At 34.8% G+C, this 12,562-nt stretch carries 13 protein-coding genes; all 13 read right to left on the bottom strand.

The window, feature by feature from the left end; genetic code table 11:
• Window position 1: 1 nt before the first annotated feature.
• Entirely contained in the window at window positions 2-460 is a 459-nt protein-coding gene (locus tag ACXYMZ_RS12710; protein WP_458948779.1) for a tripartite tricarboxylate transporter TctB family protein, read from the bottom strand.
• A 96-nt stretch (window positions 461-556) separates the two neighbouring features.
• Window positions 557-1,600 (bottom strand): Bug family tripartite tricarboxylate transporter substrate binding protein, encoded by a 1,044-nt coding sequence (locus ACXYMZ_RS12705; RefSeq protein WP_458948778.1) that lies wholly within the window; start codon window positions 1,598-1,600, stop codon window positions 557-559.
• Window positions 1,601-1,838: 238 nt separating this feature from the next.
• Window positions 1,839-2,525: a response regulator gene (locus ACXYMZ_RS12700; protein ID WP_458948777.1), complete on the bottom strand. Its 687-nt coding sequence runs from the start codon at window positions 2,523-2,525 to the stop codon at window positions 1,839-1,841.
• Window positions 2,522-4,129 (bottom strand): ATP-binding protein, encoded by a 1,608-nt coding sequence (locus tag ACXYMZ_RS12695; RefSeq protein ID WP_458948776.1) that lies wholly within the window; start codon window positions 4,127-4,129, stop codon window positions 2,522-2,524. The genes ACXYMZ_RS12700 and ACXYMZ_RS12695 overlap by 4 nt, the downstream gene beginning before the upstream one ends.
• Before the next feature lie 231 nt (window positions 4,130-4,360).
• On the bottom strand, window positions 4,361-5,083 hold the full coding sequence (locus tag ACXYMZ_RS12690) for a plasmid pRiA4b ORF-3 family protein (RefSeq protein WP_458948775.1): 723 nt from the start codon (window positions 5,081-5,083) through the stop codon (window positions 4,361-4,363).
• Window positions 5,084-5,104: 21 nt separating this feature from the next.
• Complete coding sequence (locus ACXYMZ_RS12685) at window positions 5,105-5,350, bottom strand: glutaredoxin family protein (RefSeq protein ID WP_458948774.1); 246 nt, start codon at window positions 5,348-5,350, stop codon at window positions 5,105-5,107.
• 109 nt (window positions 5,351-5,459) lie between these two features.
• The gene (locus ACXYMZ_RS12680; protein WP_458948773.1) at window positions 5,460-8,552 is read right to left on the bottom strand and encodes a GNAT family N-acetyltransferase; all 3,093 of its coding nucleotides are present in this window, start codon (window positions 8,550-8,552) and stop codon (window positions 5,460-5,462) included.
• Between the two features lie 438 nt (window positions 8,553-8,990).
• Window positions 8,991-9,872 (bottom strand): aminoglycoside 6-adenylyltransferase, encoded by an 882-nt coding sequence (locus ACXYMZ_RS12675; RefSeq protein ID WP_458948772.1) that lies wholly within the window; start codon window positions 9,870-9,872, stop codon window positions 8,991-8,993.
• Window positions 9,873-9,936: 64 nt separating this feature from the next.
• Window positions 9,937-10,284, bottom strand: a complete 348-nt coding sequence (locus tag ACXYMZ_RS12670; protein WP_458948771.1) for a TIGR04104 family putative zinc finger protein — start codon at window positions 10,282-10,284, stop codon at window positions 9,937-9,939.
• A 228-nt stretch (window positions 10,285-10,512) separates the two neighbouring features.
• The gene (locus ACXYMZ_RS12665; RefSeq protein ID WP_458948770.1) at window positions 10,513-10,911 is read right to left on the bottom strand and encodes a cytidine deaminase; all 399 of its coding nucleotides are present in this window, start codon (window positions 10,909-10,911) and stop codon (window positions 10,513-10,515) included.
• A 154-nt stretch (window positions 10,912-11,065) separates the two neighbouring features.
• On the bottom strand, window positions 11,066-11,491 hold the full coding sequence (locus ACXYMZ_RS12660) for a GNAT family N-acetyltransferase (protein ID WP_458948769.1): 426 nt from the start codon (window positions 11,489-11,491) through the stop codon (window positions 11,066-11,068).
• Window positions 11,492-11,538: 47 nt separating this feature from the next.
• A complete protein-coding gene (locus ACXYMZ_RS12655; RefSeq protein WP_458948768.1) occupies window positions 11,539-11,979 on the bottom strand; it encodes an ASCH domain-containing protein in 441 nt (146 codons plus the stop codon).
• A gap of 38 nt (window positions 11,980-12,017) precedes the next feature.
• Window positions 12,018-12,560 carry a GNAT family N-acetyltransferase gene (locus ACXYMZ_RS12650; protein WP_458948767.1) on the bottom strand — a complete coding sequence of 181 codons (543 nt, stop codon included), beginning with the start codon at window positions 12,558-12,560 and terminating at the stop codon, window positions 12,018-12,020.
• Between the last annotated feature and the right edge of the window lie 2 nt (window positions 12,561-12,562).

Below are 12,562 nucleotides of genomic sequence, written 5' to 3'. Positions count from 1 at the left end.
CTTAAAAAGGCAAGATTCCACTCGGTAAGCTCATCTGTAATAACTCAGAGAGCATTAAGTATAAAAGTACTGGAAACATAATAGATACAATTCCATTTGTTACATGCTTTTTATATCCTAAAAACCACGAACAAAAATAGACAAATATAGCTGTTACTATGACAAAACCAAGTATTTCCAATAGCATGATGTAAAATAGAATAAACAATGCCACACCGAGTAACATGCCAACTTCTTTCTTAGGAATATCTCGTTTTTCTTTTTGCTCTTTCGTTTCGGAATCCTTTGAGAAGAATAATAGAATAGATAGAAAGATTAATAGATAACCAAGACCTTTAGGTATAACGTCTGCATCTATTTGCGTATATGGGTACGAAGGTATTTGAAAAGCTAATACTAAATAAATTGCACCTATTGCTAACAGTACAAGACTGACTTTCTGGTTTACAGTTTTAAACATATGCTCCCTCCTTTATTTACAGATCGGAAAGTTATTAAATGGTTATGTAGTAATTGAAGTCAATGACAATTGTCATTGACTTCAAAAAGATATGTTTTAGTTTCCTAGTCCCAGTTCGTCGAGAATGCTTCCAAGAACTTCTTTTTGTTCATCTAAGAATGTACTATATTCTTCGCTATTCATGTACATTTCGTCCCAGCCGAATTGATTACGAATTTCTCCAAAAGCATCGGAATCACTTAACTCTTTAAATTTCGCTTCGTAGTATGCAAGAGCTTCAGGCTCCATATTAGGTGGTCCGAAGAAGCCTCTCCAGTTAATAAATGTTTCGTCGATTCCCTGCTCAATCATCGTTGGGAAATCTTCTAACACTTCTCCTTCCAATCTCTCCTCTGAAGTTACGCCTAACACTTTGATATTACCCGCTCTTACCTGTTCTACTGTTTCAGCTACACCCGTTGAGTAGACATCTACACTACCATTTAATAATTGTGTTAATCCCCCACCATCTTGAGCAGAAACATATTTAATTTTTGTGATATCAACACCTGCTTTTTGAGCAAAAATAACAAACTGCATGTGATCCATACTTCCTGGAGATGAAGCTCCAACTACAGTAATACTATCTGGATCTTCTTTCATTGCATCAAATAAATCATTCATTGAATCCCATTCTGCATCCGCACTCACCGCAAAGGCTGCGTAATCTGCAATAACGTTAGCTATAGGAGTAAAATCTTCGTGCCCATGTTCAGATTGACCATTCAATGGAATAAAAAGAATTGGTGAAGATGAAACAAACAGTTTATATGGATTACCTTCAAACCCGGCTATATAATTCCATGCCACCGCTCCTCCTCCACCTTCTTGGTTTACAACACCAATATTTTGATCAATAATTCCTTCTTCTGTGAAGACTTGTGCAGCCATTCTAGCTGTTGTATCCCAACCGCCGCCTGCTCCCGCTGGTGCGACTATTTCAATTGCTTCTTCAGGTTCCCAGTCTTCTGCAGATGCAGAGACTTCTTCTGCTGGTTCAGAGCCTCCATCATCTGTTTCTTCAGATGTATCATCATCTGACCCACAAGCGACTACGAACAACAACATTCCCAAAATAATAAATAATAGAAATTTCTTCATGTTTCTCCCCCTCATTAAATTTTTATTAGATACAAGATGTATATTGTTTTCAATATAATCTAACTCTTCTGTCGTGTAAACGTTTGCAATATAATGAGCAATAAATTTCTTTTAACCATTTTGGTCATATTGTTCACAGAATTATTAAACTAGTTAAAAAGGTACATATTGATTAGATATGTATGAAGGAATTAATTTATAACAAGCAAAAAGACCATCTAATGAAAGATGATCTCCTTTATTTTCTATTATTTTTAACATATATTCTTTCTGGTCTACCAATCGTCCCATATTCCAAATCGGCAATTATTTCCCCCTGTGCAATTAGAAATTCTAGATATCTTCTTGCAGTTGTTCTTGAAGCACCTATCTTTTCACCTAATTGTTCGGCCGTTACTCCTTCATGAATTTCTTGCATCATTTCATTTACTTTTTCTAAAGTTAGAGGGTCGATTCCCTTTGGAGTTGGCTTTAGAACTTTATCCGCCTTCTCACTTGCAACACCAAAATAATTGTCTAACACCTGCTGTTCTATATTACTTTTATTAATGAATTTACTCTGTAAATCCCTGTAACGCAAAACAGTTTCTACTAGCCTTTCTTTTATAACTGGCTTTATGATATAGTCAAAAACTCCGCTACGAATAACTTTACCTACAATGTCACTTTCTGAAGCTGCCGAAATGACAATAAAATCTATATTCGGTTGCTTAATTCTCATTTTATTTATAATCTCAACACCTAACATATCTGGTAGATATAAATCAAGTAGAACGAGATCAACTTTATTGTTTTCGACTAGTTCTAGTGCATCTTTTCCCGTTAAAGCTTTTCCTACAAAATTCACATAATCTAAATCAGTTAGAAATCTTTGATGAATATCTGCTAACCGGTAATCATCTTCAACAATAAGAATTTGAATCACAGGTCGTTCACACCCTTCCATTCAGATGATTTATATTTAGGTATATAAACAGAAAATACGACACCACCAGTTGAAAGATTTTGTATAGTAATTTGTCCATTTAAATCTTCCAGTGTATCTTTCACAATGGATAAACCATATCCTCTTTCTCTATGGCCTTTCGTTGAAAAGCCTCTACGAAAAATTTGTTTAACTCTTTCTTTTGGAATACTTTGACCGTTATTCGAGATTTCAATTATAATATCATTTCCTAAATCAGTTGCAGAGAATATAACATTCCCTTCGCTTTGTCCTTGAACAGCTTCAATTGCATTATCTAATAAGTTTCCGATAATCGTGATTAATTGTGTAGGTTGGATATGCTCAGGTACTTTATCCAAATAACAGTTTGGCTCTATCAATAAATCAATTTTATTCTCTGATGCGAATCCAATTTTCCCTAATAGAATTGCTTGTACGGTTAAGTCTTTAATTTGATTAAAAAGAATTCTATTTTGATTCTTTGTAATTTCTGATTCTGTTTGAATTAATTCAATCGCTTCATGGAAGTTACCCAGTTGTAGCAAACCAGAGATTACGTATAGTTTATTCGTATATTCATGTGTCTGTGCTCGTAAATCCTCTGAATACTTTCTAACCTCTGATAGAGTGTTAACAAGTTCCTTTAATTCAGTTTTGTCTCGAAAACTAACAACGACGCCAATTATTTCGTTGCCTCTCATCATCGTTGTTGAATTTAAAATTACATCTCTATTATTAACAACTGTTTCTATATTTTTTAAACTATCGGGCTCATCTAAAATTCTCTTACTATCCATTTCTGAAAACACATGATTAATATATAAGTTCTCTTCATCGGTGATATTCGCTAACTTTTTTGCTGCATTATTTATTAAGGAAACCTCTCCATCCGTATTTACAGCGATAATTCCTTCATGTACAGATGAGAGAATTGCGTTACGTTCTCTATAAAGATTCGCAATCTCATATGGTTCGAGCCCCATTGTGTCTTTTCTTATATTACGTGATAACATTACACCAACAAGTGTCCCAATAATTAAAACAATTAATGAAGTTTCCGTAATCTTTAATAGTCGGCTGTATATCATTGACTGGATGTCATCCATCATAAACCCTACAGAAACTATCCCTAATATTTCTCCATCAACTCCAAAGATTGGAGCTTTCCCTCTTAATGATGGACCTAGACTACCCACCGCCTCTGAAATATAAGATTGGCCATGAATAAGTGCTTGGTCATTATCTCCTCCAACCATTTTCTCGCCAATCTTACTTGGGTCGGGGTGGGAATAACGAATGCTATTTTTATTACCTACCACAATAAATTCCGCGCCTGAAAACCGTTTAATTTCCTCAACCAATGGTTGAATAACTAACTCAGGTCGTTCTGAATAAAATGCATTTATTACTGTCGGCAGCCTAGCAACTATTTTTGCCGTTTCTAATGCTTTCCCACCAATTTCATTTTTTGTATCACTAAATTCATAATATGAGAATACACTTCCTAACATGACTGTTATAGTCACTACCAACCCAGTAATTAATGCTAGGATTTTCGTTTGTAAGGGGACTCTTCCTTTCATTTAACCAAGCCCTTTCAGAGCATCCTATAAAATTGCTAGATGCATGGATGATAATTATAATAATCAAGTTATATTTATTAATCATACCACGTTTTCTGTTTTTTGTGATTATTTTAAATTGAAGTTCCAATGTATTTTTTGTTAAAGGTGGTAAGTGACAATCCAGTGTTAGGAATATTTAAATAAAAAAACAGATTAGGCAAAGTGTCGCTTCGCTCTAATCTGTCCTCTTTATTTAACATACTTATCTTCTATCACAGCATAGTTTTTATGGTTTATTTTATCCCACTGTGTTTTTTTATATTGGTTATGCTTTAATATCTTGTTAATAAATTCAAAATCATATGCTTGATAGCGCTGCTCCTCTGCCCATGCAACTGTAGATTTATGGTCTGGGTGATTTTTGTCTTTATATACCTTCAAGAATTCATTATATCCATGCATTCCACCAACATCTTCTGGTGGAGCGTCTCCTCCACCATCCAATAATCTTGGATAACCAAAATAATAATCTTCTACAATATCTTCAAGGGTTATTTCGATCTCCCAATCATCCCCATAATCATAGCGATAATTAAGCTTTTTATACTTTTCCAGGTATTTATCAATCTTTATCGTTTGAGGTTGTCTCACCTTTATTTTAAGACGTTCAATTCTTTTTTCGCCAAACTTTTTAAATTCTGCTGGCATGGTTTCTAAGTCTTTTTCTAGTAATGATATATCTGTATTTTTATATTCATAAAAAGCTTGCTCATCATTTGTGACGGATAAATTTTCAGTCTCGCTTAAATCAAACTCATACAAATGAACATCAGAAATACTACTACGGAAATTCGTTACAATTTGAATGGTTTGATGCAACCTTTTGAAAGTACCATCGGCTGGCATAACTACTTTTCTCCAGATACGAGGATTAGAGTTTGGAAATTCAATATTGACAATATAAGCTTTCATGAAAAGTTGCTCCTTTATCTTTCAATTTTCTCTTACTTGCATCTCTTTTAAAAACGCAACCGGATCATATCCTGAGATCCAAACTCCATTAATATTTGTTTGTGGAACTGTTAACTTTTTCGTTGCCCCAATTAACTTGGCTCTTTTGATTGGATGTAAATCTACGTTCACTTCTTCGAATAAAACATCGGAAGTAATTAAGAAGTCTTTTACCATCAAACATACAGAGCAGAATGAAGATGTATAAACAGTTATTTTATTTTCCATCTCACACCTTCTCCCTACTTGTCTTATCAAGATATTTTAAAAGTCCGATGAAGCAATTAAGTTCTGTCTTTTGCGTTGCTTATATTGTCTCACAAAGGTAAGTTGTTTTCTATTCAAAACGAATCTCTTGCAGATCATGTTGTGCCAAATCATGAATCACTTTATTATTAAACAAGTAAAAATTCGGTGTCGTAAACTTGCTTGACCCTGATGCCATTGTTAGTTGCTCCGAGATCGCTGTCATTAACACTTCTGTATTCACATAAGCTGCGCGCTCTGCGTTTACCGTATTAGCTATAACTTGGATATGATTCTTCTGTTTGTCACTTCCAACGATAAAGTTACGAGCAACCTCTACATCATTTTCATCTTTCCCTGCAACAACCTTTGTCCACTCGCCTGACTGATCTTGGATATTCAACCAATTTTCACTGATTTCTTCTGCTGGCTTAAAGAATGTTGTTGTTTGCCAATCCTTCCCGTTAAAGAATGTACCAGTAGATTGTTCAATTTCAGATACATGACATAGGATCGGAGCCCCAGGAAGTAGAAGGAAATATTGATGGTACGTAAAGCCTTTCAGTTTATCATTTTCTAAAATAGTTGTCGTGAGTTTTATCCCGTTCCAGTTATTCCCTTTATTATCTGCCAGTTTAACAAATCCAGCAGTCGTTTTTTCCTTTGCTATGGAATGCGTTCTAGTTTCTGATAACCTACTTGATAAACCACCAGACCAAGGATTCCACCATAGCTTTGGTTCTAAATTTGGAAACGATGTATCTAGCCATTCCTGGCCTTTATAAGTCAAAGAGTGTAATGCTGGGTAAAAGTCTGGCGCAGTCTTTAATTCGATGACACCATTATTTACTTTCCAAACATCTAGCCCTGCTTCTTGAACAACATCCTCTAAAATAGTCGTGTCCGTTTGCCCAATTACCAGTGTTTCACGTTCTTGAACAGTAGCGTCTAGCTGAGCCTTTAGTTTAATCGTTGATATAAGTGATGCGTCGCCAAGATCTACTTCTGTCTTCCACTCCGTTTTTTCCTCCTCGCGATTAAACGCTTGTCCTGCCACTTCATCTGTATTCGATGGAAGTGACAATTTCAGTTCTCCATGTAAATAGTGAGATTTATAATCAGTGACCTGAGCCAATAACTTATCACCTTTTACAAACGGATTCTGGTTATCTAGTGAAAGACGTAAATGGTTCACTCGTTTTTCTTTCTCATCGAGAGTAGCTTGTGTTGCAAATTCTCTAAAGCTATCAACATCATGGAATGCTCCTATCGAGAAAAAGATCGCATTCGTTTTTCTAGAGCTATGTGCATCAATTTTCCCTAGGTCATGTTCAAAATAGTTAAACCATGAACCAAAGTGGATATTATCCGCTTTATTCCAGGCAATACCTACTGGATTCTGCTTATTATTGATAAATATCCAGTTCTCGCTGAGTTTCTTGTCATTCCAATAGTCGTAAGAGTTACCAATCGAATCATTTAACTCTAGAATTTGATTACGATAAGGAAGGATTGCTTGTTCCAAATAAAGATAGATAGGCTGATTTACCCAAACTGGATTAGCTGTTTGTTCTCCGCTACTATTCTCTACTTCATAATAACTTTCCACAAGACCCTCACTGTAAAGCTTCATAATCATATGGAGCTTTAGGTCAGGAAACGCATCAAGTTGATAGGTTACTTTGGCACCAATATAACCCGTATCTTCGAAAAAAGCTTTTTCCTGCCATTTTGCCCTCGTCAGTTCTTCCGAATAGGGCTTTCCAATTTTTGGCGTCATCATCTCGAGCTGACTTTCTTTTTTCTTACGCCCCATTTGAATCTCGTTTCCCTGTTTTGTTAACTCAGCAAAATATTGACCATTATATAATTGAATACTTTTCTCATTTTCACCGTAGAATTTCGAGCCTATTCCCCTTAATGGGATACCAATTTGTTTTGTGAAATGTATAATCTCACCATTTTCTTTTCTTGCTTTGATATTCAGCTTTGCATCGTAGTACCCGAACCCATGAACAGTAAATGGTATTGCTATTGATTGTTTTTCTTTTGCTGTTAGTTCAATTTGAAGCTTTGGATTCTCCATTTTTAATAGATCCGATGCAGGAAATTCCATTTCGAATTGAACACTTCCCGAGAAATTATTCATCACATCTAGATAAAATGTAGATTCCTTCCCATTGAATGATAAATCTTCTATTATCGTTGCTGAGACCTGTGCTGGGAACTTTGGAAGTACGCCTACTTTAAAGGAAGCATGTTTTCCATTAATTTTAATATCTGTTTGTACACTTGGATGTGTCCGATCAATATTCTGTTCTTCATCAATTTGCCCAACAAAAAATGTACCTTCCACATTGGCCCAATCTTTAACCTCCACAGCTTCAGCAAATGAAAACTCAATATTCTTATCGTTTTTTCCTGAAAATTCAATGTAAAGAGGTTTTCCTGTTTTATTTTTGACCTTATAGTTAATCTTGTAATCCTCTCCAAAAACCAATTGGTGCTCGGGAATTGTTGCTGAAATATAGTAGTCTTCGGTTTCAATCAGTCGAATCCCCCTACTAGTTCGTTCAAATTCAACTCGAAGCATCTTATCTGCTTTTTCCCAACTATATTCATAGAAATGAAAATCGTTTTCTACTCTACCATCAGGTTTTACTTCGATTTTACGAGTACTGTCTGCATACCAGTCTGCTTCCTTAAAGAAATCTTGGAAAGCTTCTGTTTGGAAGACAGTTGGCATGAAATTCATTAAGTGTGTCGTATCGTCCCGGTCTTCCCAGAAAAATCCACACTTTTTATATAACGGAACTGCTTTCGTATTCCCTGGCCATGTGTACAAATCCAAACGTGGCCACTGTAAATCAATTGTCTCTTCTAATGCTGTTAGCAATAACTTTTTACCAATCTTTTTACCATGATAATCATCTCTCACATTTAAGAGCGGAATATATAATGCTCCAGCGTCTTCACGGTATTCGCTCAAACCGCAATATCCAACAACCGTATCTGCTTCTAATGCTAGATAAGTATGAATATTGGTTGAGCTCGCTTCCCGACACAAAATTGTTTCTTCCGTGTCGACTGTATTCGCTCCACCCCAGCCTTCACGGCTATGATTCCACATATCTGCCACTCTAGCAGCATAACTTTCATCGTACTTTACAATTTTAATCTCCAAAATAACATCCCCTTATCTTTGTACACAAAAAAGAACCATTCATCCTGTGAATGATTCTTTTATTTAGACAAAATAAAAATCACTAAAAAAAGGCATTAAAAAACCACAGAATGATACATATAACATCCCATGGAAAAATTAGACATATAAATGAATAATTAATTTAATCCAAAGGTTGTATATGACACCTTATTAAATTTTGTTAACTTTCTACTTTGCTTGATCATGGCGTCCAACCTCCCTTTAATTTTCTGAATTTTAATTACACTAGTAGTATACTGAAAACATTTACTTTTGTAAACAGGGAACGTGAAAAGGATCTAATTTATGCTAGAATAATTTGATAGCTTTTTTATTATGGCGGTTTTTTAATTAATCTCTTCTAAAAGTAAAAGCACACGTGTCTGCTAATGAGATGTGTGCTTTTGAATTTATTATTCAATAAATACTTTGAGAATCAGTTGGTAATTGTCTAACATGCTGAAGATAATTTTTTATACTTTCATTATCGCTCATTGGATAGGTAAATGATAACCGTTTTCCAATTTCTTTTGCTAACATTCTAAATAACTCACATGCTATGAAAAGAGAATCCCAAATATTTTCGTAATTGTCGTCAGCATACGTATTTTTATACATTTTCCAATAGGATGCAGGTAGGTATTGTTTAAAATACTTTCCCATCTTCCCAGCCGACACTCGAAATTCATGGTTCATCCCTATCCACCATGAAACCATCTTGTCTAACTGAACTCTAACAACTAATTCAAACGTTTGTTTTACATAGGGTAGTTCATCACGCCATATTCCTTTTCCTATGTTTTGTAATGACCACCAAAATTCATTGCAACAGTATGAGAAATGCGCTTCGGAAGGTTTCTTTACCCAGTAATCTTTATCTGAAGGTTGAGGGGTGCTTGGAAAAATATTGTCCTTATCGAGTAATGGGATAGTTAACTTTTCCTTTGTATAGTTTTGAGTCATTGCTTCTTTTGTTTCGATATGTAAATCTATTCGATTACCATCTGTGAAGAGCATAAGATACCCATAAGAATTATCAAAGTTTGTTTCCATCCCTATATCTTTATCATTTTTATTAGGCTCTTGTATCATAAGCAAATTTCCGAAAGCATTAATCCACTTCTTGTCTTTTATAAAGGAGCCCGTTTCTTTAACCACGTAAACAATATCATAATCCTGAAAAATATCTTTGGGAACATTAGGGTTTGTTCTTGAACCGTTCATATATACAGCTCGAATACGCTGATCTTTTTGGGCGATGCCAACTATTAAGTCATACATTTCCTTTTCGGTTCTCAAGTGATGACCTCCTCAGATGGGTTTTTTAATTTAATTAAAATCACGAATTAACTTATCCGGAAAATCACCCTTTACCCTTTATCTGATAATTTACATGGTATTTCGAATGATATTTATAAATGAAAGGTATGAATGTATAAACAAGAGCCAATAAAAGTAAATGTACAGAAAAAAATATAACAAAATAAAGTATCATTCCAACAGTATCAACAAATTTAAGCGCAAAAAATACGCTAAAAGCCCCAATCGAAGTAAAAATAAGTCCATCTATTATTCTTGATTCTAGAGTAATAACATGTTCCGTTTCACATTGTCTACAAGCCACTCTTGGCTTTTGTTTTCTTCGTCTCCAAACAGACTTATACACATCAATCCATTTAAGTTTAATATGGCATTTTTCACACGCTTGCAATTTAATTCCTCCCTTCATTTTATTTCTGTAATTATATGCTAACATAATATCGTGAAAGTTAATCCAGTCTTTACAAAAAGGAAAGTGAAAATTGAACTAAACTTTCTCGAATTTCATCGTATATAGTATTTAGTTTAGAATGGAGAATACATATTTCTATTAATAATGAATGTTACTTTGATCAATAAAAAAAGTCGGTTCCTCTACTCGGAATCGACTTTTCTATTCTTACATTTCTAAATCTGTAAAAGCATAAGGTAATAATTCTTTTAAACTTAATTCTAAGATTTCTTTTTTCTCATTTGTTAAGTAGACTGGCATATCGGGTGAACAGAACTCCGCTAAAACTTGCCTGCAAATACTACATGGTGGAAGGAAATCTTCCGTATCCCCTGCGACGGCTATCGCCTGAAAGTCACCTTTTTTATATCCTTTTGTTATTGCGGTAAAAATAGCTGTTCTTTCCGCACAATTTGTTGCGCCAAGTGAGACGTTTTCTACATTTACTCCATTAATTACAGTGCCGTCCTTAAGTAATAACGCTGCTCCGACAGGGAATTTTGAATATGGTATATATGCTTGCGCTTTCACGTTTCGTGCACTTTCCATTAACAGTTCTTTGTTCATAGGATCACCCTTTTTCTAAGAATGAACTTTCAAAGTTCTCTAAAGTCAATATATTATTGACAGGAATACCAATTTTATATAGGAATTAGCCTTTTGTCAATATGATAACGATTGGCGTAATTCTATTTACCTCACCAATAAAATAACTAACTTACTATAGCGCTTTATAAAATCCAGTCGCACTTCCTTCGAATCCTCTTCTAACATAATACTGATGGGAGTCATCTCTTTCACTTCGGTTTCCGCTATTCAATACCAAACGATTTGCTCCGTGTTCTCTTGCCCATTCTTCAGCTTTCCCGATTAATTTTTCACCAATTCCTTGTTTTCTATGGTTAGAATCTACAACGAAAGCGACAATTCGTACATAGTTCTCGTTTTTTTCATAATGGTATCCCAAAATCATTCCAATCATCCCGACAAGTACCCCCTCTTTCTCAGCTACCAGGGTATTATAGTAGGAGCTGGAATTTATCTTTGAAAAGCGATGTTCCATTTCCTCTGTAGTTGTTGGATAACCTAACTCACCCATTAAAACTGCTAACTGGCTGATATCCTTTTGGACAGCTTTTCTAATCAATGTTTTCTCCTCCAAAATAAACTTTTGATAATAATAGATTAACTTTTCTATTTCGGAAATACTTTTTTAAATCTTTCACATACAACTAACATGTTCGGATAGAATTCTTTACCATATTCTTTTAATGATTCCGTAAAGAACTTTTCATGGGCATCCCACCAGTAGCGATAATCGCCTTCACCTTCTGCCAGAGCGAATTCTTCAGTAACTTCATTCATTGGAACAACTTCAACAGATTCAATTTGAATAACTGCAACCGGTTCATTTTTGCCATTTAGAACAATTGAATATTCACCAGCTTGTGGTAAAGCTTCTTTTTCTAGCTCGTAAAAAACATAGCCAGAAGTTGTCGCTGTTTTCTTTCCCTCGACAACTAAATCAGCAAGCCAATCAGATGATACCCCAAATTGAAATGCATCTTTAAATTCGGTTCCTTGCCTTTGGTTTGCTATGCAGAATTTATTCCAATATTGCTGTATTTTATCCATAAAATCACCCTTTAGCATTACTAGAATTTGCTATCATATTATAATTCTGATTCAAATTCTTCTTTCAACAATCCATAGTAAGTTAAATCGTAAAATTGATCATAGCGAGCAACATGCTGCTTCAAAGTCCCTTCGTATTTCAGACCAATTTTCTCCATAATTCTCCAAGATCCAGGATTCGAAGTAAAAGATGCTGCAAATACCTTATTTAATTTGAGGTGATTAAAACCATAAGCCAATAATGATCTAGCAGCTTCCGTTCCATAACCTTTACCCCAGTACGGTTTTCCAATCAAATATGCTAGCTCTCCTCTTTTATAAGGTAAGGATAAATTCAAGTTAATAAGCCCAATTAATTGTTGGGAGTCTTTCTCGGTTATCGCAAACATAATTATTTTATTATTTTTTTCAGCTTGATGGATGCTTTCAATAAATTGGACAGCAGAACCTTTAGGGTAGGGATGAGGAATATTCAAGGTTGATTTAGCAACTTCGTAATCACTAGCCAACTCTTCAATTCTATCCGCATCAGCAATAGTTACTGGTCTTAATAATAATCTCTCTGTCTCTAGCCTTTTCATTA

The sequence above is a fragment of the Oceanobacillus sp. CAU 1775 genome (genome assembly GCF_054482815.1).
The sequence above is the reverse complement of the archived record's forward strand: the minus strand, read 5'-3'. Positions and strand labels throughout refer to the sequence as shown.